This is a genomic window from Embleya sp. NPDC020886 (genome assembly GCF_044333915.1).
Classification (GTDB): Bacteria; Actinomycetota; Actinomycetes; order Streptomycetales; family Streptomycetaceae; genus Embleya.
In genome coordinates this window covers 142,133-165,456 of sequence record NZ_JBIRRX010000020.1, presented here as the reverse complement: position 1 = coordinate 165,456, position 23,324 = coordinate 142,133, and the positions used below count along the sequence as shown (strand labels likewise).

Genomic DNA, 23,324 nt, shown 5'->3' with positions numbered 1-23,324 from the left:
GCGGCGCCCCACTCGGAAAGGCTCCCCGGCGAAGCTAGCCGGGCCGCCCTCCCCGCTCCGCCGTTGCCAGCGCCTTTCCCGGTATGTGAAGCGCGGCTCTCGCCGGGAGCCCGGAGGCTCCCGACTTCACGGCGACTGTGGGACGGGGGCTGCCTTCTCCTGCGCACGCCGCCCGGCCGGCGAACCCACCCCGCTGCCGACCAAGGCGCGACTCTCACCGCGAACACCCGACCCACTCCGCAAGGTTCCCCGGCGAAGCTAGCCGGGCCCCCTCCCCGCTCCGCCGTTGCCAGCGCCTTTCCCGGTATGTGAAGCGCGGCTCTCGCCGGGAGCCCGAAGGCTCCCCACTCCACGGCGACTCCGGGGCGGGGCCGCCCCCTCCGGCCCACGCCACCCGGTCAGCGAACCCACCCCGCTGCCGACCGAGACGCAACCCCCACCGCGAACACCCAACCCACTCCGCAAGGTTCCCCGGCGAAGCTAGCCGGGCCGCCCTCCCCGCTCCGCCGTTGCCAGCGCCCTTCCCGGTATGTGAAGCGCGCCTCTCGCCGGGAGCCCGAAGGCTCCCCACTCCACGGCGACTGTGGGACGAGGCCGCCCCCTCCGGCCCACGCCACCCGGTCAGCGAACTCACCCGCTGCCGACCGAGACGCAACCCCCACCGCGAACACCCCACCCAGACCCACCTATCGGGCGTAGGAAGGCAGCTCGTTGGTCTTCAGGTTGGTCAGGAAAGGGGTCCAGGTGGCTTCACGGAAGAGGAAGATGCCCCGGGCGGGGGCCTTGGAGTCGCGTATGGAGATTGCGCCATCGCAGGTGTGGGCTCCTTCGACGCAGTTGACGTCCGTGCTGTAGCTGGACTTGAACCATTCACTGGTAGCCACGGATCAGACCTCCTCGATTGCCGCGTGGATCATCCTTCTTGGCTTCCTGGGGTCCCGGAGCGCGAACTTGGAGTTCGCTGAAAGCGTGCTCGTAGCTGTCGACGATGCTTTCCTGGGCAACAACCCAATTGGCGGCCATGTTCTCCATGTAGACGATCGGCCTCGTAACAGATGACCTGCCGAACCGCATGATGGTAAATGAACCGGTCATGCCGAGGTGGACCCCCAGGCCGAATGGCATGACCTGCACCAGGACGTTCCGCAAAGTCGAGACTTCGGCGATGTGTTCGAGCTGCTCGCGGGTCACGGCCGAGTCCCCCGCACGGCGACGCAGTACGGACTCGTTGAGGATGACGAAGAGTTCCAGCGGTGCTTCCGCTCGGTACAGCACCGCCTGCCGGGACATCCGTGTGGCGACTCGAAGCTCGATCTCTTCGGGGCTGTATGGCTTCGACGCAGTCTGGTGAATCGCCCTGGCATAGGCTTCCGTTTGCAGCAGACCCGGCACGTAGTCCGCTTCGTACTCACGCCGCGCGGCGGCCGATGCCTCCAAGCCGACGAAGGCGGCGATCGTCGGTCGGACCGCCGGGTGCTCCCCGGTCGACGTCCATCGGTCCTGCTTCGTCTTGGTCACCCAGGCGTAGTCGACCAGCAGCGATCGTGTCTCGGTGTCAGCCTTGTAGAGGCCGCAGAGCATCGCCGCGTCTTCCGGCTCGACGATGGCGTTGTCCCCGTACTCCAGTCGGGTCAGCTTCGACGGGCTCCACCTGAGTCGCTTTGCCACCTGACCCGACTTCAGGCCGGCATCGCAGCGCAACCGGCGTAGTTCCACGCCGAGTTGCAAGCGGCACAGGGCAGGCGTGCCCAACTCGATGTCCTGGGTCATCTTTCGTTCCTCCGCACACGATTTCAGTGTCTCGGCGAACGTCCCACCCCGGCAAGAACGTTCTGCGCCACAGCGGGAATTACCGAGCCCGAGTGCAATTTCGGCGCATTTCGGCCCGGAAATTCCGCCGCCATGCTAATGGCCGAAACTCACCCACGGCTGCCGAATCGACGCAATGCGTGACCATGAACGGAGGTACATACGTGCGTGCCGGACCGTGCCGGACCGTGCCGGACCGTGCCGGACCATGCCGGACCGTGCCCGACCCGGCTCAGCGCCGCCCGAAGTCCACCTCCTCCGCCTCCCGCCCCGGCCAGTTCAACCGCGTCGGCGCCGCCGGCGTCTCCGCCACCACCCGCCCCCGCGACACCACGTGGCTGGGCCGCACCTGTCGTCGCAGCACATCGAACGGCGAATCCGCAGGCACCACCAGGAAGTTCGCCGGACGTCCCACCGCAACCCCATACCGCTCGCCCAGGTCCAGGACCCCGGCCGCCCGGGTCGTGATCATCGCGAACGCCTCGTCGATCTCCGCCTGTCCGGACAGTTGCGCCGCCAGGATCCCCGCGTGCGCGACCTGTACCGGGTTCGCCGTGCCCAGGGGGAACCAGGGGTCCATCACGTCGTCGTGGCCGAACGCCACGTTCACCCCGGCCGCCAGCATCTCCTTCACCTGGGTCAGCCCGCGTCGTTTGGGGTAGTCGTCGAAGCGGCCCTGGAGGGTCAGGTTCACCATCGGATTGCTCACCAGGTTGATTCCCGAACGGGCTACGATGCGGCGCAACTTGCGGCTGTACGCGCCGTTGTACGAGCCCATCGCGGTGGTGTGGCTGGCCGTGACCCGGGCGCCGAGGCCGCCGCGTCGGGCCAGGGTGGCGACCACCTCGACGAAGCGGGACTGTTCGTCGTCGATCTCGTCGCAGTGCACGTCCACCATCAGGCCGTGCCGCTCGGCGAGTTCGAAGGCGATCTCCAGCGACCGCACACCGTCCTCGCGGGTGTCCTCGAAGTGCGGGATCGCGCCGATCACGTCCACCCCGGCGGCCACCGCTCGCCCCATCAGCGCCTCGCCGTCGTCGAAGGAGACGATGCCCTCCTGGGGAAACGCCACCACCTGGAGATCGAGTACGTCCCGTACCCGCTCGCGCAGTTCGATCAGCGCGTGCAGCGCGGTGAGTTCGGGATCGGTCACGTCGCAGTGGCTGCGTACGTGCAGCACGCCGTGCGCGACCTGCCAGCGCAACACCTGTTCGGCGCGGGCCAGGACGTCCTCGCGGGTCAGCATCGCCTTGCGCTCGGACCAGCGTTCGATGCCCTCCCACAGCGTGCCGGAGACGTTCCAGCGGGGTTGGCCGGCGGTCAGCGCGGTGTCGAGGTGGATGTGCGGTTCGACGTAGGGCGGGGTGACCAGGGCGCCGGCGGCGGCCAGCACGGGACCGGAGGTGGTGGTGGCGCCGGTGCGGGTGATGGCGGTGATGACGCCGTCGTCGACCGCGATGTCCACCCGTTCGGGACGATCCGGGAGTCGGCAGTCGGTCACGGTGAGGGTGTTGCCCTGCATGGCGGATCGCTCCAGGGGGTCGGGGTGGGTTCGGGCACTCACGTCAGGGCTCGTTCGCGGCGGCCGAGCAGCAGGTACAGGCCGCCCGCGACCAGTGAGCCGGCCAGCCAGGACAGGTCCACCTTGCCGATCGCCTCGGCCCCCGGGCCTTGCAGCGCCTGCGGCACGCCGTACTCGAAGCACCAGGTGGCGACCATGCCGCACACCAGTGCGACGATCGCCGACCAGCGCACGTCGGCGAACAGGCCGCGACGCGGCGCGGCGAACAGGGCGGGTACGTCGATGCGCTGCCGGGCGAACACGTAGAAGTGCACCAGCATCACGGCGGCCCACGGCGCGACCCAGGTGACCATGCCCGCGAGCCAGGTGTCCAGGGTGTGCGCCAGGCTCGCCCGGAAGACCAGGAAGAGGGTGAAGACGGTGGCGAACGCACCCACCAGACAGGACAACACGCGCCGGGAGACCTTGATGTCCAGGGTCTGGGCGCAGAGGGAACAGCTGTACAGGTTGAGGATGTTGGTCGCGATCGGCCCGTGCAGCACCAGGAGCAGTACCGGGATGGCCAGGCCGCCGAACGAGTCGACGATCAGTCGGCCCGGGTCGGCCTTGGCGTTGACCGTGGCCAGCGAGGCGCCGAGTACGCCGAGCCAGACCACCGGAAGGAACTGGCCGAGCACGCTGGCCGCGTAGAGCCTGCGTCGGGAGGTGGTGCGCGGGACGAAGCGGGAGTAGTCCGAGGCGTAGGCGAACCAGGTGATGCCCCAGCCGACGCCGATCGCGGTCATCACCGTGCTCATCGCCGACCAGCGGTCGCCGCCGCTCAGCGTGCTGGTGTGGCCCCAGTCGATGTCCAGCCGGGTCCAGGCCACCACGGTCATCGCGGCCAGCACCACCAGCGTCGCCGGCACCGTCCAGCGCTCGAAGCCGGCGATCGCGCCGAAGCCGGACGCGGCGATCGCGATCTGGACGGCCATCACCACCAGGACGACCACGACCTTGGTGCCGTTGCCGCCGACGTAGCCGACGCTGTCCAGCAGGGCCATCACCAGGTCGAGCACGATCCAGGTGTTGATCGCACACCAACCGGCCGAGATCACCCCCTGGACGGCGGCGGGCAGATACGCGCCGCGCCTGCCGAAGGCGGCCCGGGCCAGCACCATCTGGGTCACCCCGGTGCGCTGGCCCATCAGCACGAACAGGCCGAAGACGCCCATGCCCACCAGGTTGCCGACGATCAGCACCAGCACGGTGTCCAGCAGGCCCAGGCCGAGCACGATGCCCAGGGCACCGAGCACCCAGTTGATCGGCGCGATGTTGGCACCGGCCCAGATCCAGAACTGGTGCGCGGGGGTCGAGTCGCGGGCCTCGTCGGGGACCGGTTCCAGCGATTGGGAGTGGTCGAGGGCGGCCGGTGTGGGGCGGGGCGGTTGCGCGGGTTGTTCTTCGAGGATTGCCACGGAGACCTCCGGTGGGGCGGAGCGGAGCACGGTGGTGGGTGCCGGCGAGCGGCGGCGGGCCGGGCCGATCACCGAAGGTTCCTCGGCCCGGGAGGTCGTGACAACGGACACGGTGACCGGGATACTGGCGCATCTTCCGGACGGAGTGTCCATGACCCTGGGTCTACGCGAGGTCCTCGACCATCCGGTGATGCGCCGGGCCGACCCGGTCGTACCGGATCCGCGGGCCGAATTGGATCGGCCGGTCCGCTGGGTGCATTCCAGTGAGATCTACGAGATCGCGCCACTGTTGCGCGGTGACGAACTGCTGCTCACCACGGGCCTGGGCCTGGCCGGTCGGGATGCGGGGGAGCGACGGCGCTACATCGTCGACCTCGCGGCGGCGGGGGTGGCCGCGGTGGCGTTCGAGGTCGGTCGCACGTTCCGCGAGGTGCCGGCGGACGTGTTGCGGGCGGCGGCTCGGGTGGGGTTGCCGCTGGTGGTGCTGCGTGGGGTGGTGCCGTTCGTGGAGATCGCCGAGGCGGTCAACGCGGCCATCCTCGACTCGGCGGTGACCCGACTGCGGTACGTCAACGAGATCGTCCGGATCCTGTCCGGCGTGCTCGCGCGTGGCGCGGGGGTGGACGAGCTGACCCGCACGTTGTCCCGACTCACCGACCGGCCGGTGGTGTTGGCGGGGATCGACGGCACGATCACCGCGTGGGCGGGTACGGACACGCCGACCGAGGCGGCGGCGGGGGCGGTCGCGAGTGCCGGGGTGGAGCTGCGCGGGGCGTTGTGGGGGCGGTTGTCGCTCGGTGCGGCGCGGCCGTGCGACTCGGCGCGGCTCGACGGCGACGGTCCTGCGCAGGCCGGGTCGTGGTCGGGCGCGGCGGCGGTCGAGGTGGTGGCGGAGGTGGCGGAGCACGCGGCGCGGGTGTTCGCGCCGGCGCTGTTGCGGCTGGCGGATCGGGACGGGTGGGTCGGGCGCGAGCGGCGCGAACTCGTCGAGGGCCTGCTGGGCGACGCGCTGCCGGCGCGGGAGGTGGCGGCGCGGTTGACGGTCTGCGGCCTGGTTCCGGCCGGGACGGCGGCCTGGGCGAGCGTGGCCCTGCACCTGCCGGATCCGGTGCGCGCGGTGACGGCGCTGTACGAGGGCGTGCGGGCGTGCGGCGGCCGGGGGTTGGTCAGCGACGGGCCGGGCGGCGCGTACGCGCTGATCGCGCTTGACCGGGACACGCACGTCGCGGAGCTGGCCGCGCGTCTGGGGCTGCCGACGGTGGTGGGCGACGAGCCGACCGCCGCGCTCGGGCCGTTGGTGCGCGATGTGGCCCGGGTCGGGCACAGCCTGCGCGCCGCGCGGGACACGTTGCGGCTGGCCCGCCGGCTGCGGCCGGTGCGGTCCGGGGTCGTCGCCGACACCGTGCTCGCCGACGCGTGGGCGCTGGAGCGGGTGCTGGACCGGCTGACCCCGGAGGAGCTGGCCGATCTGGTCGAGGACCAACTCGGCCCGCTGCTCGCCTCGGACGCCGCCCGCGGCACCGGGCTGGTGGACACCCTGGAGGCGTACCTGCGCTGTGGCTGCTCCAAGACCGAAACCGCCGGCGTGTTGTTCCTGCGGCGCCAGTCGGTGCACCAACGGCTCGCCCTGATCGAATCCCTGCTGCGGGTCAGCCCCGACGCGCCCGATCGCCAGGGTCCGCTGCGCGCCGCCCTGACCGCCCGCGATCTGCTGATCACCCGAGGTGCACATCCGACATGACGCACCCACCCGGCTATCGCCGTGTTGGTGGAAATTGTTATATCCGAGCCTGGTGTCCAAAGCGGAGAACGACTGCCATTCGGGACAGTTCGATCTTGACGAGGGGCTCGGCGGGGTGGGAATCTCGGCTGCCCTCATCGAGGGTCTTTTCGGTCCCGGGGGGGGACGAAGCGGTCTCTCGGGCGAGCGCGTCGAACGGTCTCGGTGGCGATTCTCGGATCGGGTGACCCGAGCGATCCTCCGGGATGCGATTCAGTCCTGCGCCAGAGGAATCACCATGTCTTCGTCCTCCACGCTTGCCCGCTGGGCTGCCGTGTTCGCCATACCGTCGCTCGTCGTGGCGGCCGGCGCGGCGCCGGTGTTCGCCGCCGGCGGCACGTACACCGTGAACATGCACCAGTCGCTCCCGCAGACCGCCAACGGCAACGGGGTCTCGCACGGTTCCTGCCCGGAAACCATCCCGACCGACCAGGACGGCTGGCACTTCGTACTGCCCGCGAACCAGACGGTCTTCGTCAAGCTGACCGTGACGTTCCAGCCGGGCGGCCAACAGGTGATCACCGACTTCGGTCCCCCCACCGGCAAGCACGCGTACGTGGCATCGCCCGCCGGCGCCAAGCTGACCTCCGCCGTCGCCGAGGTCAAGGGCGGCAGCGTCGACTGGTTCAACCTGTCCCACACCTGCCCGGCCAAGACGAAGCCCACCACGCCCCCGACCACCACCCCGCCGACCACCACGCCCCCGACCACCCAGCCGCCGACCACGGCTCCGCCGACGACGACGCCCCCGACGACCGGCACGCCGTCGACCTCGGCCCCGGCGACCACGGCGCCCCCGACCACCACGACGCCGTCGACCGGAACCCCGTCGTCGTCCGCGTCCTCGTCCGCCACCTCCTCCGCGACCGCGACGGCCACCAAGCCCGCGACCACCACCGGCGGCGGGGGCGGCGGCTCGCTCGCCCAAACCGGCGGCATCGCCGTCGGCGGCCTCCTCGCCGTGGCCGCAGCCCTCGTCGGCGGCGGCCTCCTCCTCCGCAAGCGCCGCGGCAACCACTCCGCCTGACGCCCGGAACGCCTCGAACGAAGCGCCCCGCCGAGCCGATGCCCGGCGGGGCACCCACCCCCACAACCTGCGCCTCGGCGGACGGTTGTGGGGGTTTTGACTTTGGCAGGTTGTGACGAGGTTCGGGGGGTGGGTTGGGGGAGGGGGATGGTGCAGCGGGGGGTGGGCCGTGCCTAGCTTGAGGGCATGATCTTGATTACCGGGGCGGCGGGGAAGACCGGGCGGGCGCTTACCTGGGCGTTGGCGGAGCGCGGGGCTCGGGTGCGGGCGTTCGTGCGGCGGCCCGAGCAGGTTGCCGTGGCGCTGGCGGCGGGGGCGGCCGAGGCGGTGGTGGGGGACGTGGCCGTGTCGGCGGACCTGGACGCGGCGCTGCGCGGGTGCGCGGCGGTCTATCACATCGCGCCGAACGTGCATCCGGACGAGCCGGCCATCGGGCGCGGCGTGATCGCGGCGGCCCGGCGCAACGGGGTGGGGCGGTTCGTGTTCCATTCCGTGCTGCGACCGCAGTTGCGGGCGATGCCGCATCACGAGGCGAAGGCGCGGGTCGAGGAGGCGCTGTTCGAGTCGGACCTCGCGGTGACCGTGTTGCAGCCGGGGCCGTACCAGCAGAACACCCTCGACGCCCGGGACACGATCGTTCGGATCGGCGACTTCGCGGTGCCCTACCGGGTGGACGCGCCGTTCGCCGCCGTCGATCTGCGCGATGTCGCGCAGGCGGCGGCCGCGGTGTTGTGCGAGGACGGGCACGAGGACGCGGTGTACGAGCTGGCCGGCCCCGAGGCGTTGACGCCCCGGCAGATCGCCGGGCACCTGGCCGAGGTGTTGGGCCGCCCGGTGACCGCGCGTCGGATCGACCCGCGCGACTGGTGCGAGAGTGCCCGTGCCGGTGGCCTGTCCGGCTATGCGCTGGACACCCTGACCGCGATGTTCGCGTTCTACGACCGGCACGGCCTGACCGGCAACCCGCGCACCCTGGCCGCGTTGCTCGGTCGCACGCCGACCCGCTTCGTGGACTTCGCCCACCGGGTGTTCGGGCCCGACGACGCGCACTACGCGCCGGGCTTCCAACCCCAAGTATTGCCAAGCGAGCGCGATTCGTTGGGCAGTAACTGACGGCGAGCAATGCCTCCGAGCCGCCTAGTTTGGACGCATCCGGTCCCGGACCCGCGTTCCGCCCCGGAACACCGCAGACCACCGCGCGGCGCGCTCGAACACGACTGCGCGCCTCGCGCACCGGAAGCCGCACACCCGCACCACCACCAGGCACCAGCACCACGCACCAGCACCACGCGTCACGCACCGCACGCCACCGGGATGCGCGGACGCGCAATGCCGCACACAGCAGAAAGGGGTGTTTCGACGTGAGCGGACCGCTCTGCGACCTCGTCGTGCTCGACCTCTCCCGCGCCCTCGCCGGCCCGCACGCCGCGATGATGCTCGGCGACATGGGCGCCCGGGTCATCAAGGTGGAGAACCCCGACGGCGGGGACGACACCCGCGGCTGGGGCCCGCCGTTCGTCGGGGCGGAGGACGCGCGCGAGTCGACGTACTTCCTGTCCTGCAACCGCAACAAGGAATCGATCGTCCTCGACCTGAAGACCGAGGAGGGCCGCGAGACGCTGGCCCGCCTGATCCGGCACAGCGACGTGCTCGTGGAGAACTTCCGCACCGGCGTGCTCGATCGACTCGGCTTCCCGATGGAGGAGCTGACCCGGCTCAACCCGCGCCTGGTGGTGCTGTCCATCACCGGCTTCGGACACGACGGTCCGCAGGGCGGCCGACCCGGCTACGACCAGATCGCCCAGGGCGAGGCCGGCCTGATGAGCCTGACCGGCCCCGGCCCGGACGACCCCACCCGAATAGGCGTGCCGATCGGCGACCTGTTGGCCGGGATGTACGGCGCCTACGGCGTGGTCGCCGCGCTGCACGAGCGCGAACGCACCGGCCTGGGCCGAGTGGTGCGCACCTCGCTGCTCGCCGCGATCGTCGGCGTACACGCCTTCCAGGGCACCAACTACACCGTGGCCGGCCAGGTCGGGCACGCCCAGGGCAACCTGCATCCCTCGCTCCAGCCCTACGGCTCCTACCGCTGCAAGGACGCGATCATCCAGGTCGCGGTGGGCAGCGAGAAGTTGTGGGCCCGGTTCGCGCCGATGGTCGGCCTCGCGGTGGACGACGCGCGCTTCGCGATCAACGCCGACCGGGTGGTCAACCGGGCCGAACTCGCGGACGCGATCAACGCCGCGTTCGCCGAGCGCGCCGTGGACGAGTTGTTGCCGGAACTGGCCGCCGCGGGCATCCCGGCGGGCGAGGTGCGCACCATCGACCGGGTCTACGAGTGGGACCAGACCAAGTCGCAGGGTCTGCTGCTCGACGTCATGCACAGCACGCTCGGACCGATCACCCTGCCCGGCCCGCCGATCCGCCTCGACGGCGTGGGCGACGGCCCGGCCGACGGCGGTCGGCGCCGGCACGAGGCTCCGCCGACGCTGGGCCAGCACACGGACAGCGTGCAGGCGTGGCTCGACGCCGAGGACGCCCGCGCCCTGCACGCCGCGCGGCGCGCGTGAACACCGCGCCCGGGCCGGCGACCGCGCCCGGATCGACCCGGCGCCCCCGCGTCGGTGCGCACGAGCTGATCCGCCTGGTCCTGGACCCCGACACCTGGACGAGTTGGGACGCCGCGCCGCACCGTCCGGAACGGCTGGACGCGGGCTACCTCGACGAACTGCGCGCCGCCGAGGCCAAGAGCGGTGTGGACGAGTCCGTGGTCACCGGGGAGGGGCGGATCAGGGGCCGCCGAGTCGCGGTGGTGGCCTGCGAGTTCGGCTTCCTGGCCGGCTCGATCGGGGTGGCCGCGTCCTCGCGCCTGGTCGCCGCGATCGAACGTGCCACCGCCGAACGGCTGCCGCTGGTCGCCTCGCCGACCTCGGGCGGCACCCGCATGCAGGAGGGCACGGTCGCCTTCCTCCAGATGGTACGGATCAGCGCCGCGGTCGCCGCACACAAGAGCGCCGGCCTGCCGTACCTGGTCTACCTGCGCGGGCCCACCACCGGTGGTGTGCTCGCTTCGTGGGGCTCGCTCGGCCACGTCACCGCCGCCGAACCCGGCGCGCTGATCGGCTTCCTGGGCCCGCGCGTGTACGAGGCTCTGCACGGGCAACTCTTCCCCGAGGGTGTCCAGGTCGCGGAGAACCTGTACGCGCACGGCCTGGTGGACGCCGTCGTCGAGCCCGATCGGCTCGGCGAAGTGGCCGCACGTGTCCTGGACATCGTCACCGCCCCACGCGAACAACTGCCCGACGTCGCGCCGTTGCCCGTCGAGGACCTGGCCGACGTACCGGCCTGGACCTCGGTCGAACTCTCCCGTCGGGCCGAACGCCCGGGCGCCCGCGCCCTGTTGCGACACGCCGCGAGTGCGGTGGTGCCGCTGCACGGCACCGGCCAGGGCGAGAGCGACCCCGGTCTGCTGCTCGCGTTGGCCAGGTTCGGCGGCGCGCCGTGCGTGGTGCTGGCCCAGGACCGGGCCCGGCAGTCCAGTCACGGCCCGTTCGGCCCGGCCGGCCTGCGGGTGGCCCGGCGCGGCATGCGGCTGGCCGCCGAACTCGACCTGCCGCTGGTCAGCGTCGTGGACACCGGCGGCGCGGCGCTGAGTCGGGAGGCCGAGGAGGGCGGGTTGGCCGGCGAGATAGCCCGCTGCCTGGCCGAGTTGGTCACCCTGCCGACCCCGACACTGTGCCTGCTGCTCGGGCAGGGCGCGGGGGGCGGCGCGCTCGCGCTGTTGCCCGCCGACCGGGTGTTGTGCGCCCAGCACGGCTGGTTGTCGCCGCTACCGCCCGAGGGCGCGTCGGCGCTGCGCTATCGCACGCCGACCCGGGGCGCGGAGATCGCCGCCGCGCAGGGCATCCGGTCGCTGGACCTGCTGCGCGACGGGGTGGTGGACAGGATCGTGGCCGAGCGGCCGGACGCCTCCGACGAGCCGGACGCGTTCCTGGCCCGGTTGGCCCAGGTGTTGGAGTACGAATTGGTCGGCCTGCTGCGCCGACCCACGGCCGAGCGGCGCGCGGCGCGGCTGGAGCGGTACGCACGACTGGGGTGTTGAGGGCCGCGAGAGCTTTTCGGGCCCGTCCGGGGCTCCTCTGGGCGTTCGGGACCCGTCTGGGCTCGTCCGACGCCCAAGCGGCCCGAGCGTGACGCCCGAGCCGCTCGTGTGCGACCCGCCCGTGGCGCGTACCGCTCGGCAAGTTCTGCCAGATCGATCGGGTTTTGTGGTCAATAGACTCCCAAGCCATCGACCTGGTCATCCGCCTAGAGTCCCAAGTCCCGGACGGGACGCCGGGACTCCCGCGTACGACAGGAACAGGAGAGTTCGACACATGCCAACTCCCCGCACCGGGAGCGACACCGGGCGAGTACTCATCGCCCTCGGCGGCAACGCCATGACGGGACCGGACGGCAGCGCCACTCCCGACGCCCAGCGCGCCGCCGTCGCGGTGGCGATGGAAGCGGTGGCCGAGCTGATCGCCTCCGGCGTCGAGGTGGTGCTCACCCACGGCAACGGCCCGCAGGTGGGCAACCTGCTGGTCAAGAACGAACTCACCGCACACGTCGTGCCGCCGGTGACCCTGGACTGGTGCGGCGCGCAGACCCAGGGCACCCTCGGCTTCACCATCGTCTCCGCCCTGGAGGCCGCGCTGCGGCGTCGTGGGCAGACGGCGCGGGTGGCGGCGCTGGTCACCCGCACGCTCGTGGACGCCGCCGACCCGGCGTTCGCGCACCCCACCAAGCCGGTCGGCCGGCATCTGCCGCAGACCGAGGCGGAACGCTTCGTCGCGCTCGGCCAGCACTGGGAGGACCGAGGCGCGAAGGGCTGGCGGCGGGTCGTACCCTCGCCGGATCCGCTGGAGGTGCTCGACGCCTCGGCCATCTCGACCCTGGTCGGGGCGGGCTTCGTCACGGTCGCGGCCGGTGGCGGCGGCATCCCGGTGGTGCGTGACCCGGACGGCGCCGAGCGCGGCGTGGAGGCGGTCCTGGACAAGGACCTCACCGCGGCCCTGCTCGCCGCGTCGGTGGGCGCGGACGTGCTGGTGATCGCCACCGACGTGCCGAACGCGATGCTCGACTACGGCACCGCGAACGAACGGGTGATCGGCCGGGTCACCCCCGAGGAACTGCGCGAGCATGCCGCGGCCGGCCAGTTCGCCGGGGGCAGCATGGGGCCCAAGGTCGAGGCGGCGGTGCGCTTCGTCGAGAAGGGCGGCCGGCGCTCGGTGATCACGTCGTTGGATCGCATCACCGCCGCGGTGGCGGGCGAGTCCGGGACGGTCGTGGAGTCGGGCGCGTAGCGGCCCGGCGGCCCGGCCCGGCGTATCGGGGCGGCCGGGGTCGACGGCGTACAAACAGGGAAGACAACCGCACAGCAGGCGCGGCAGCCGACCGCGTGACCGGCGCGGCAACCGACCGCGTGGCGTACGCGGCAACCGACCGCGTGTCGTGCGCGGCAGCGAACCGCACAGAACTCAGCGAACTCCAATGAACGAGGTGGAACGAGTGCCCAGGCCGATCGAGGTTCACAAGGTCGCCATCGAGAGCGTCACCGACGCGTCCGGATTGGCCAAGCTGATCGACGACGGCGTGTTCGCCGCGGACGACGTGCTCGCCGTCATCGGCAAGACCGAGGGCAACGGCGGGGTCAACGACTACACCCGCATCCTGGCCGACCGCGCCTTCCGCGAGGTGCTGGTCGCCAAGGGCAAGCGCTCCGTCGAGGAGGCGCAGCAGGTCCCGCTGGTGTGGTCCGGCGGTACCGACGGTGTGATCTCCCCGCACGCGACGGTGTTCGCGTATGCCCCGGAGAACCGCTACCAGCCCACCGACGAGCCGCGTGTGTCGGTCGGCGTGGCGATGAGCGAGCAGATCCTGCCCGAGGACATCGGCCGGGTGCCGATGGTGGAGAAGGTCGCCGCCGGCGTACGCAAGGCGATGGCCGTCGCGGGCATCACCGACCCGGCCGACGTGCACTACGTGCAGACCAAGACGCCGCTGCTGGTGCTGGACACCATCAACGACGCCAAGGCTCGCGGGTTCGACGTGTGGACCGAGGACACCCTCAAGTCCATGGACGTCTCCAACTCCACCACCGCACTGGGTATCGCGGTGGCGCTCGGCGAGATCGAGCTGCCGACGGCCGAGCAGATCCACCGCGACCTGTCGCTGTACTCGTCGGTGGCGTCCTGCTCCTCCGGCGTCGAGCTGGACTGCGCGCAGATCGTCGTGGTCGGCAACGTGCGCGGCGTGGGCGGTCCCTTCCGGGTCGGCCACGACGTGATGCGGGACGCGCTGGACGCGGACGGCATCTGGTCGGCGATCCGCTCGGCCGGCCTCGATCTGCCCGAGCGCCCGCGCACCTCGGACCTCGACGACCGCCTGGTCAACGTGTTCCTCAAGTGCGAGGCGGACCCCAGCGGCAGCGTGCGCGGTCGGCGCAACATCATGCTCGACGACTCCGACGTGCACTGGCACCGCCAGATCAAGGCCACCGTCGGCGGCGTGACCGCGTCCGTCACCGGCGACCCGGCCGTGTTCGTCTCGGTCGCCGCGGTGCACCAGGGCCCCTCCGGCGGTGGCCCGGTCGCGGCCATCGTCCGGATGGACTGACGCACACCGCGCAACCCGCCGCCGGCCACCGCCCTTCGTCCCGGGGCGGTGGCCGGCGGCATCGGCACACCGTCAACCACCCTCACCACGAAGCAACGCCGCAGCCATCTCCGCTCCACCCGAGTTCGTCCTCGGCGTCCTTCAGGCGTTCCCGGCCCAGATCCTTGTCAGGCAGCGACAAGCCCACGGCGCCGTTCGCCGCCGCTGCACGATCGACCTGCCACTGGGCTGACCAGGCCCGCGCCGCGTTGGCCTCGGGGATCACCCGCGCCGCGACGTCGGCTTGCGCCTGTCGCAACGCGCCCGCATAGCCACGCAGGGCGTTCGCCGCGTCGGTGAAGTGGCGGACCGCCTTGTCCATGGTCTTGGGCAGATCCTCCATCTGGCCGACAAAGCCCTTTGCCGCAGGTCCTCCCCACTCCTCCACCTTGGCCGGCGGTCGCATCCGAGCGGCCGATTCGGCGGACGAGGAGGAGTACAACGCAAAGGATTCGGCGAGCACTTCGAGGACACTCGGATCCCCCGGTATCAGGTCTGTGACGACCGGGCAGTCGGGGATGCTGTTGCTACCCACCTGAGCGGATCCCCTACCTCGCGACGGGCGCGGTGGGCGGCGGGACCGTGCCGGCGGGCGGTACCACCGGCCGGTTGGGCGCGAGCGGGTTCGGCGTTTGCGTGATGCCCGCGCTCCGGGATATCTGCTCGGCCGCGCCGGGCGGCGCCGGCACGAAGCCTTGCTTTGCCCGCAGCTCCGCCAACTCGTAGTTGGCCACTGTCTGTTGGAGGGCAGCCGCGATGGCGGATCCCTGCTTGACCACCACTCCCATGGCGTGGCCCCAGTCGTGGACGAAGCGCCGCACGCCGTTGGTCACCGGATCCGAGCCACAGCGCTCGACCCCTGCGGCGATCCGACCGTCGTCCTTCCAGATGCGATCCGCCACTTGGAGCGTCGCGATCAACGGGTCCACGGTCTTTCGCAAATGGTCCGTGGTGACCTCGAAGCCGCCGCCGCCACTGTCAGGTGCCTCGGCCATGAGGCCGCCCCCCAAGTGCTCAATCGAACGTAGATCCGATGACCTCAGCGGACCGGTTGTAGCCGGGCTGTCACTGGCGGCTCGGTGGAAGGCGGCACGGTGGGCACTGCGGGCAGGGCGGGTGCTCAGGTGGTGGGTGTGGAAGTGGTGTGTCGGACCCAGACGTTGGGTTCGACGTAGACGGCGTGGTCGTGGGCGAGGTTGCAGTGGACCGGGACGAGGGCGCCCGGGACCTCGATGTCGCCGTCGTGGTCGACGGGGACGCCGGTCCATTGGTGCCATTGGGCGGGGGAGGCGCTGACCGTCATGGAGGCGGGGGCGATGCGCTCGATGGTGCCGCCGGCCTTGACGTGTACGCGCAACCACGGGTCGGTGGGCAGGCCGTCGTCGCGTTGGCGGAGGACGTAGTCGGCCATTGATACGTGTGGTTCGAGGTGCTTGGCGTTGGGGCGGACCGCGGCCGGCAGTACCGCGTGGCCGCGGTCGGCGACGGCCGCGCGCATGGCGGCCGGCATGCGATGGGACAGGCCGAGGCCGAGGTATTCGGTGTCCACGGTGATTTCCAGGGCGCCGGCGATCGTGGCCGGCCGGTCCCGGCGCAGGTCCTGGAACGCCCAGACCAGCACCCGATCCCAGCCCTGACTCGGCATCTCCTCGCGGCCGTCGGCGCTCGCGTCGAACGGCACGCTCAGCCCGCGCGCGACCACCCGATCGCCGTCGGTGGCCACCACGCAGCAGTCCGGGAAGGTCTCGGGCACCAGGCCCAACAGGGCGTTGGCGACCGGCTCGTGCGGGACGAAGGCCGGCCACGTCTCGACGATCTCGCCCAGCCGGGGGACGAACGACGGGCGCTCGGCGAGTGGGCTGATGTCGATGCGGTCGGTGTCTGTCACGGCCGGACACCCTGCCACACTCCACTTCGCGTGCATCGGGCCCCGGGCAGCCGGTCGATCTCCTCGCCCCCACGGCCGACCCGCCGAACCGCCGCCACCCCGCCGGACGTGCCGAGATGCCCTACTCTGAGCCACCATGTGGCCACGCATCGATGGACTGCGGGTGCTGGAACTCGGCACGCCGGGGCGGTTTCGGGACGACCTCAACGCTCTTGTCCTGGCTGGGAAGAAGACCGGGACCGCGGGACTGCTCGACGACTACCGGACCGAGGGCGAGGAGTTGGAGCACGTCGGTGAACGGCTGGTCGTGGTCGACAACGCCGGGGGCCGGTTGGTCGACATCGTCGTCACGAAGGTGGAGATCCGACCGTTCGGCGAGGTGGAGTGGGAGTTCGTGGACAGTGAGGGCGAGGGATTTCGGGACGTCGAGCACTGGCGGGAGGGGCACGCCCGATATTGGGGCGCCCAGGGCGTTCGGGTCGAGCCCACCACTCGGATCGTGTGCTTGAGCTTTCGGCAGTCGGCCGATTGAGCCCGTGCCGGAAGCCAAGCGGGGGCGGCGCGGGGGGTCGGCGCGAGGGTCAGTGCGGGCGGTCGCCCAGGATGGTGACGCGTTCCATGACGCGTCGGTGCGGGTAGTAGTCGCCGCTCGCGTAGTGCTGGGTCGCCCGGTTGTCCCAGAACGCGACGGTGTTCGGGCGCCAGCGCAGGCGGCATTGGTACTCGGGGTGCCGGGCCTGGTCGTACAGGAAGGTCAGCAGTTCGCGGCTCTCGTCCTCGGGCATGCCCTCGATGTGGTCGGTGAAGATCCGGTTCACGTAGAGGAGTCGGCGTCCGGTTTCCGGGTGGGTGCGCACGACCGGGTGGGCGATGGCGGGGAACTCGCTTTGTTTGCGCGCCAGTTCCTCCGCGTTGAGGCGGGTGCCGAAGCTCTTGGTGAAGTCGTGTACGGCCCGCAGTCCGACCAGGCGCTCCTTCATCGCGGCGGTCAATCCGTCGTATGCCGCGCCCATGTCGGACCACAACGTGTCGCCGCCCACCTGCGGGATGTGCACGGCGCGCAGTACCGAACCCATCGGCGGCGTCGTCTCGAACGACGCGTCCGAGTGCCATACGTTCTCCACCGTCGGGGAGTCCGCACCGCGGGTGAACCGCACCACCTCGGGAGTCCCGTCGGCCTTGGGCAGGAACGGGTGCACCTCGGGGGTACCCCAGTGGCTCGCGAAGTTGCGGTGCTCGATTGCGGTCAACTGCTGGTCGCGGAAGAAGAGCACCTTCCATTCCAGCAGCGCGCGGTGCAACTCGGTGTGCAGTTCGGGGCTCAGCGGCCGGGCGAGGTCGACGCCGGAGACCTCCGCGCCGATGGTCGGGGTGCAGGGTGCGAGGGCGAACAGCTCGTATGGCGCGCTGGGGGCGAAGTCGCCGGTGGGGCTGAGTTCGCGCACGGGGACGGCGGAGACGCCGTTGTCGAAGACGGGGCGGGTGGGGGTGGTGTTGGTCATGCCTTTCCTCCGGGTGGTGGGTGGGTGGTGGTGGGTTGAGCTTCTGGCTTCGGTCGGGTGTGGTGATGGTGTGTCAGTCGAGTGCGGCGACGGCACTTCGGCGTTCGCTGCGGTTGGCCGTCCCGGGTTGGGGTCCAACCGACCTACGGCGTACGGGAGTTCGCGGCCAGGTGGCGGGGCGGGACCATGGTGTTCCGGTTCTGGCTCCGGGACGGGACCAGGCGGCGATGTCGAGGCGAGGGCAAGTACGTTGCGCGCAGGGACGGTTCGGTTCGGCGCAAGACGGCATGGCCGCCGGTCGGGCGGCCGGTTCCCCGAGGTTCAGCGGTCGGCCGGGGCCAGGGCCAGGGTCGAGGGGCGGCTGGGGCCGGTCAGCATGGCCGCGCCGGCGTCGACGAGCTCGGCGACGTAGAGGTCGGTCGGGTCGGGCTTGTGGGTGGGGTCGCATTCCAGGCGCAGTTCGCGTTCGGCGAGCGCGTGCATGGCGAATCCGGCGAAGTGTTCCCAGCGGCGGCGGGCTACCCGGGGAGTCGGCGCGCCCTCGGACAGCGCGAGTGCGCGGTCGTTGAGCAGTTTCAACCCGGTGGCCCACGGGGTTGTCCCGAGGCCCTCGGGGCCGGGCGTGGCCACGTCGGGGTGGACGGCGTACGCAGCCTGTACACAGAACCGCAGGTAGTGACTCGCGCCGTCCTCGCCGGCCCGCAACTCGTCCATCAGCTCGGCGAGCGGCAGCACGAACGCCTCGGCCAGGGCGTATGGGTCGGTGGCGCGTCCGGCTCGGTCGTAGGTGTCGATGAGCCCGGTTCGGCGTGCGTCGATCCGGGACATGCGGTACTCGAAGATCGCGTCGACGAGCGCCTGTTGCGGACCGAAGTGGTACTTCACCGCATTGGTGTTGCGCTGTCCGGCCGCCACGGCGATCTCGCGTGCCGAGACCGCGTTGATCCCCTGCACGGCGAACAAACGCTCCGCCGTCACCATCAAGCGCAACCGGGTCGCGGTAACCGGACTCTCCATGCGTCGGACGTTAACGCAGATGCGTTAACCGTTCAAGAGGGCCGTCGCCTTCGCCGCCACCTTCGCCGTCGCCGCCGACCTCCGTCGCGTCGCCGGCTGACCCCGGTTGCCGTGTCGTCGGGGTGGGAGGGGGTGTGTGGAATGGCTGACGTGATCTTGGGAGGAGGTGGAGGATGGTGTGATGAAGGCGTTTTGGTGGGGGACGGCCGGCGTCGGCGTCGTGGTGGCGGTCGGGTTGGTGGTGTGGGTGTCGGCTGCGGATCTGGAGCGGTCGAGTCAGGTGGCGGGCGTGATCGGTTCGGTGCTCGCGCTCGCGGCGCTGGGTGTTGCGCTGCGGCAGTTGGCGATGACGGCGCCGCCCGGTCCGGCCGTGGAGTCCGTGCAGGCGCGGGACGGGTCGGTGGCGGCGCGCGGAAGCGTACGCAACGCGCAGGCGCGTGACACCGCGCCGGGTGGCGCAGCGGGCCCGGGTACATCGCCGGCGGCCGGCCCGGGAGTCTCCGCGACCGGCGGGTCGATCGCCGCCGGCGGGGACATCGACGGCGCAACGGCCCAACACGGCCCGTGACGGACGGGCACCGGGGGCGAGGGGGCCCGAACCGAACCGGTCCGACGCCGGGTTCGGGGCCGGTTTCGGAGTCGGGGGCGGCGTCGGGACCGGTCACTTCCGCCGTTCAGGGGTCGATCGCGGCGGGACGTGATGTGGTCGGCTCGGTGGCGGTGTACGCCGAACACGCCCTGCCCGCAGGGGCGTACGCGCCGATCCCCGACGGCGCTGCCACTGCCGCGCAAGGCGTGTCGAATATCCCCCGGACGGATCTCTTCGTCGGCCGCGAGAGCGAACTCACGGCGTTGGAGCGCGCGTTTGCCCGTACGGGCGAGGTCGTCGTACGCGCGATGCACGGCCTGGGCGGCGTCGGCAAGTCGGCGCTCGCCGCGCGCTGGGCGGCGGGACGGCGCGAGCCGGTGCGGTGGTGGATCACCGCCGACAACGCGACCGCCGTCGATACGGGACTTGCCGCGCTGGCGCGGGCTCTGCAACCCGGACTGGCAGCACTACCCGCCGAGTTGCAGATCGAACGGGCGGTACGATGGCTCGCCGATCACGATGGGTGGCTGCTCGTACTCGACAACGTCGAGAACCCCGCCCACATCCGTCCGCTTCTGGACCGCGCGCCGGGCGGCCGGGTGCTGATCACCACCCGCCGCGCGACCGGCTGGCATCACCACGCCACCACGATCCGGCTGGACACCCTCGAACCCGCCGATGCCGTCGGCCTGTTCACCCGGATCCTCACCCATCACGGCTCACGCGCCACCGACCACGCCGACGCGGTGTGCACGGAACTGGGGCACCTGGCGCTGGCCGTCGAACAGGCCGCCGCGTACTGCGCCGAGACCGGCACCACCCCCGGCGCCTACCTCGACATGCTGGCCAAGTGGCCCGCCACGATGTTCGCCGCCACCAGCGAGGGTGGCGACTCGGCTCGAACCATCGCCCGGATCTGGCACCTGACCCTCGACCGCCTCACCGACACCCCGCTCGCCGGCGACCTGCTGCGCATCCTGGCCTGGTACGCCCCCGACCACATCCCCCGCGACCTCCTCCACTCCCTCGCCGAACCACCCCGACTCGCCGCCGCCATCGGCCGACTCGTCGCCTACAGCATGATCACCGACAACCAGGACGGCACCCTGAGCGTGCACCGTCTCCTCCAAGCCCTCGCCCGCACCCCCGACCCGGACGACCCGCACCGCCGGCCGGAAGCCGTCGACGACGCCCGCGACCGTGCCACCACCCTGCTCGCGGCCGGCTTCCCCGGAGCCGTCGACCTGCCCGCGAACTGGCCCCGCTGCCGGGCCCTGCTCCCGCACACCGATGCCCTCACGCGTTCGCACACCCCGGACCAGGACACCGTCGACACCACCCGTGTCCTCGACCGCGCGGCCGTCTACCGACAGGAACAGGGCGCGCCGGCTGCCGCTGCCCCGGCCGTGCAACGGATCCTCACCGCCCGAGAGCGTGTGTTGGGCACCGACCACCCCGCGACAGTGGCAGCCCGCAACAATCTTGCGATCGTGTACCAGTCGGTGGGTGACCTGTCCCGTGCGGTCCCGCTGCTCGAGCGCGCGTTGAGGGACGCCGAGCGGGTGTTGGGCGCCGACCATCCCGACACATCGACCTACCGGAGCAATCTTGCGGGCGCCTACGAGTCGGTGGGCCATCCGGCCCACGCGGTGCCGCTGTACGAACGGGCCCTGCGCGACCGGGAGCGAATGTTGGGCGCCGACCACCAGAAGACGTTGTCGTCGCGCAACAACCTTGCGTACGTGTACCAGTCGATGGGTGATCCGTCCCGTGCGGTCGTGTTGTTCGAGCGAGTGCTGGGGGACGCCGAGCGGATCCTGGGTCGCGACCATCCCGAGACGTTGGGTTTCCGGAGCAATCTTGCGAGCGCGTACGAGTCGGTGGGGGATCTGTCCCGTGCGGTTCCGTTGTTCGAGCGCGTACTGGGGGACGCCGAGCGGGTGTTGGGTGGTGATCATCCCGACACGTTGATCGCCCGCAACAACCTTGCGCACGGGTACCGGGAGACGGGCGCCCTGGCCCGCGCGCTGGCGCTGCACGAACAGACCGTGGAAGTCGCGGAGCGGGTGTTGGGCGGCGACCACCCGAGGACCTTGAGCTACCGCAGCAATCTCGCCTACACGTATCAGTCGGTGGGGGACCCGGCTCGGGCGGTACCCCTGTACGAGCGCACCCTGAAGGACCGTGAACGCATCCTGGGCCGTGATCATCCGGAGACGTTGAACTCCCGGAACAACCTTGCCGACGCGTACCGATCGATGGGGGATCCGGTCCGTGCGGTTCCGTTGTTCGAGCGCATCCTGGAGGACGCCGAGCGGGTGTTGGGCGCCGACCATCCCGACACGTTCGGTTTTCGGAACAACCTCGCGGGCGCGTATGAGTCGGCCGGGGATCCGGTCCGTGCGGTTCCGTTGTTCGAGCGCATCCTGGAGGACGCCGAGCGGGTGTTGGGCGCCGACCATCCCGACACGTCGGTGTACCGAAACAACCTGGCGAGTGTCTACCAGTCGCTGGGGGACCTGGCCCGCGCCGTCCCGCTGTACGAACGGACCCTGCGCGACCGGGAACGGATGTTGGGCGGTGACCACCCGGACACGCTGATCTCCCTCAGCCATCTCGCGGGCGCGTATCGGAGGGCGGGTGATCCGGGCCGAGCCGTTCCGCTGTTCGAGCGCTGCCTGGAGGACTGTGAGCGGGTGTTGGGTGACGACCACCCGCACACGCTCACTTCCCGCAACAACCTTGCGTACGCGTACCGTTCGGTGGGTGACCCGGCCCGTGCGGTTCCGTTGTTCGTGCGTGCCCTGGAAGATTGCGAGCGGGTACTGAGCGCGGGGCATCCGATGATTGTGATGGTGCGGGCGAATCTGGAGCGGGCGCGCTGTTGCAACAGGGGACAGGGTGAGGGCGGTTCGCTTGGGGCGCGGTCGCGGGGAGCGGGGCGAGGGTGACGGGATGGGGACACGTGCCGGATGGGGTCGTTGCGGCATGATGGGTCGGTTTGTCTGGTAGTTCTGGGAAGTGGGCGCCGGGGGCGGTTCGTTGGGCCGGTCGTGACGGTGACGGTGGCTGTGGCTGTGGTGGTTCGGGGGTGGGGTGTGTCGCAGGTGTGGAAGATGGCGGTTGTGGTGGTCGGGGTGGTGGTGATCGTCTCGACGCCGTTGTTGTGGTTGTTGGACGGTCCGGATGCGGGGCAGTTGGTGGGGGCGTCGGTTCAGGGGGCGACGGGGGTGGGTGCGTTGGTGTGGGCGCTGTTCCGGCCGCAGCCGACTCCCGTTCCGGCTCCGACGAACGAGGAGGCCGTCGATACCGGCAGTGCCCGGGCGGCGGGCGGCGGTGAGGCCCGGACGGGTATCCGGGGCCCCGCGGGTCCCGGCGGCGGGTCGGCGCGGGCGGAACGTACCGGTGATGCGGTTGCCGATGGTCCCGGCAGCAGTGCCGACACCGGGATCGACCGCCGTCCCTGACCGGGCACGCCACGATCGGGCGCCGGGGCATCGGGGAAGGCGAGGTGGCCACCGTGCGATGGCGCCGACGCGAGCGTGCATCCGACGCGCCGGCGGTCGTGCGGGAGGTGGTGGTCGCCGACAGCGGCGATGCGCGTGCCGGTGGCGGCGGGACGGCGGTGTCCGGCCACCGCGGACCGCCGTCCTCGGGGCCGGTGCGCGTCGAGAGGTCCGGGCCCGCCACGGCGTCGGCGCCCCACGCCGTGGCGGGCCTCGGTGCCCATGATCCAGGGGCAACCTCAGCTTTCGTCGGGTTCGCCGGGGAGCCTTGTCGAGTGGGTCGGGTGTTTGCGGCCGGCGGTCGCGTCTTGGTCGGCGGCGGGTGGCTTTGTGCTAAACGGTCGGCGTGGGCTGGCGGAGATCGGCCCGGTCCCGGGGTCACCGGCGGCCGGGAGCCTTGGGCTCTCCGGCGAGAGGCGGGTGTTGCTCACCGGGAAAGGCGCTGGCAACGGCGCGGAAGGGTGGGCGGTGCGGTGAGGTTCGCCGGGGAGCCTTTCCGAGTGGGTCGGGTGTTCGCGGCCGGCGGTCGCG

General features: G+C 71.4%; 20 protein-coding genes. 11 read left to right on the top strand and 9 right to left on the bottom strand.

From position 1 onward, the window contains the following. Positions 1-686: 686 nt before the first annotated feature. From ACH4U8_RS41435 to ACH4U8_RS41420, 4 genes are all read right to left on the bottom strand, one after another. Positions 687-884 carry a DUF397 domain-containing protein gene (locus tag ACH4U8_RS41435; RefSeq protein ID WP_395783416.1) on the bottom strand — a complete coding sequence of 66 codons (198 nt, stop codon included), beginning with the start codon at positions 882-884 and terminating at the stop codon, positions 687-689. Next, positions 871-1,770, bottom strand: a complete 900-nt coding sequence (locus ACH4U8_RS41430; protein ID WP_395783414.1) for a helix-turn-helix domain-containing protein — start codon at positions 1,768-1,770, stop codon at positions 871-873. The genes ACH4U8_RS41435 and ACH4U8_RS41430 overlap by 14 nt, the downstream gene beginning before the upstream one ends. Positions 1,771-2,041: 271 nt before the next feature. Then, the gene (gene codA / locus ACH4U8_RS41425) at positions 2,042-3,373 is read right to left on the bottom strand and encodes a cytosine deaminase (protein ID WP_395783412.1); all 1,332 of its coding nucleotides are present in this window, start codon (positions 3,371-3,373) and stop codon (positions 2,042-2,044) included. Further along, on the bottom strand, positions 3,370-4,899 hold the full coding sequence (locus tag ACH4U8_RS41420) for a purine-cytosine permease family protein (RefSeq protein WP_395783410.1): 1,530 nt from the start codon (positions 4,897-4,899) through the stop codon (positions 3,370-3,372). The genes codA and ACH4U8_RS41420 overlap by 4 nt, the downstream gene beginning before the upstream one ends. A 40-nt stretch (positions 4,900-4,939) precedes the next feature. Here ACH4U8_RS41420 and ACH4U8_RS41415 point away from each other — a divergent pair, with 40 nt between their 5' ends. The 7 genes from ACH4U8_RS41415 to ACH4U8_RS41385 all read left to right on the top strand — a co-directional run bounded on the left by ACH4U8_RS41415 (position 4,940) and on the right by ACH4U8_RS41385 (position 14,252). Next, a complete protein-coding gene (locus ACH4U8_RS41415) occupies positions 4,940-6,529 on the top strand; it encodes a PucR family transcriptional regulator (RefSeq protein WP_395783408.1) in 1,590 nt (529 codons plus the stop codon). Between the two features lie 277 nt (positions 6,530-6,806). Beyond that, complete coding sequence (locus ACH4U8_RS41410) at positions 6,807-7,595, top strand: LPXTG cell wall anchor domain-containing protein (RefSeq protein ID WP_360323635.1); 789 nt, start codon at positions 6,807-6,809, stop codon at positions 7,593-7,595. Positions 7,596-7,781: 186 nt separating this feature from the next. After that, positions 7,782-8,708 (top strand): NmrA family NAD(P)-binding protein, encoded by a 927-nt coding sequence (locus ACH4U8_RS41405; RefSeq protein ID WP_360323637.1) that lies wholly within the window; start codon positions 7,782-7,784, stop codon positions 8,706-8,708. A 248-nt stretch (positions 8,709-8,956) separates the two neighbouring features. Next, entirely contained in the window at positions 8,957-10,165 is a 1,209-nt protein-coding gene (locus tag ACH4U8_RS41400; protein WP_360323639.1) for a CoA transferase, read from the top strand. After that, a complete protein-coding gene (locus ACH4U8_RS41395; protein ID WP_395783406.1) occupies positions 10,162-11,697 on the top strand; it encodes a carboxyl transferase domain-containing protein in 1,536 nt (511 codons plus the stop codon). Before ACH4U8_RS41400 ends, ACH4U8_RS41395 begins: the two co-directional genes overlap by 4 nt. 274 nt (positions 11,698-11,971) lie before the next feature. Continuing rightward, positions 11,972-12,940, top strand: coding sequence for a carbamate kinase (locus ACH4U8_RS41390; RefSeq protein ID WP_360323643.1), 969 nt, complete (start codon positions 11,972-11,974; stop codon positions 12,938-12,940). Between the two features lie 187 nt (positions 12,941-13,127). Further along, positions 13,128-14,252: a ring-opening amidohydrolase gene (locus ACH4U8_RS41385; protein ID WP_360323645.1), complete on the top strand. Its 1,125-nt coding sequence runs from the start codon at positions 13,128-13,130 to the stop codon at positions 14,250-14,252. A gap of 82 nt (positions 14,253-14,334) precedes the next feature. On the opposite strand, the gene ACH4U8_RS41380 is transcribed toward ACH4U8_RS41385, so the two are convergent. The 3 genes from ACH4U8_RS41380 to ACH4U8_RS41370 all read right to left on the bottom strand — a co-directional run bounded on the left by ACH4U8_RS41380 (position 14,335) and on the right by ACH4U8_RS41370 (position 16,179). Then, positions 14,335-14,826, bottom strand: coding sequence for a WXG100 family type VII secretion target (locus ACH4U8_RS41380; protein ID WP_395783404.1), 492 nt, complete (start codon positions 14,824-14,826; stop codon positions 14,335-14,337). 13 nt (positions 14,827-14,839) lie between these two features. Then, a complete protein-coding gene (locus ACH4U8_RS41375; RefSeq protein ID WP_360323653.1) occupies positions 14,840-15,286 on the bottom strand; it encodes a hypothetical protein in 447 nt (148 codons plus the stop codon). A 125-nt stretch (positions 15,287-15,411) separates the two neighbouring features. After that, positions 15,412-16,179 (bottom strand): N-acetyltransferase, encoded by a 768-nt coding sequence (locus ACH4U8_RS41370; protein WP_395783402.1) that lies wholly within the window; start codon positions 16,177-16,179, stop codon positions 15,412-15,414. Positions 16,180-16,315: 136 nt separating this feature from the next. Here ACH4U8_RS41370 and ACH4U8_RS41365 point away from each other — a divergent pair, with 136 nt between their 5' ends. Continuing rightward, on the top strand, positions 16,316-16,711 hold the full coding sequence (locus tag ACH4U8_RS41365; protein ID WP_360323655.1) for an ASCH domain-containing protein: 396 nt from the start codon (positions 16,316-16,318) through the stop codon (positions 16,709-16,711). Between the two features lie 49 nt (positions 16,712-16,760). Here the strand turns inward: ACH4U8_RS41365 and ACH4U8_RS41360 are convergent, their stop codons facing one another. Both ACH4U8_RS41360 and ACH4U8_RS41355 read right to left on the bottom strand, forming a co-directional pair. Further along, on the bottom strand, positions 16,761-17,681 hold the full coding sequence (locus ACH4U8_RS41360) for a TauD/TfdA dioxygenase family protein (protein ID WP_395783400.1): 921 nt from the start codon (positions 17,679-17,681) through the stop codon (positions 16,761-16,763). A 321-nt stretch (positions 17,682-18,002) separates the two neighbouring features. After that, the gene (locus ACH4U8_RS41355; protein ID WP_395783398.1) at positions 18,003-18,698 is read right to left on the bottom strand and encodes a TetR/AcrR family transcriptional regulator; all 696 of its coding nucleotides are present in this window, start codon (positions 18,696-18,698) and stop codon (positions 18,003-18,005) included. 181 nt (positions 18,699-18,879) lie between these two features. Between ACH4U8_RS41355 and ACH4U8_RS41350 the strand changes: the two genes are divergently transcribed. From ACH4U8_RS41350 to ACH4U8_RS41340, 3 genes are all read left to right on the top strand, one after another. Further along, on the top strand, positions 18,880-19,266 hold the full coding sequence (locus ACH4U8_RS41350; protein WP_395783396.1) for a hypothetical protein: 387 nt from the start codon (positions 18,880-18,882) through the stop codon (positions 19,264-19,266). Between the two features lie 134 nt (positions 19,267-19,400). Beyond that, positions 19,401-22,238 carry a tetratricopeptide repeat protein gene (locus ACH4U8_RS41345; RefSeq protein WP_395783394.1) on the top strand — a complete coding sequence of 946 codons (2,838 nt, stop codon included), beginning with the start codon at positions 19,401-19,403 and terminating at the stop codon, positions 22,236-22,238. 165 nt (positions 22,239-22,403) lie between these two features. Continuing rightward, the gene (locus ACH4U8_RS41340; RefSeq protein WP_395783392.1) at positions 22,404-22,754 is read left to right on the top strand and encodes a hypothetical protein; all 351 of its coding nucleotides are present in this window, start codon (positions 22,404-22,406) and stop codon (positions 22,752-22,754) included. Positions 22,755-23,324: the final 570 nt, after the last annotated feature.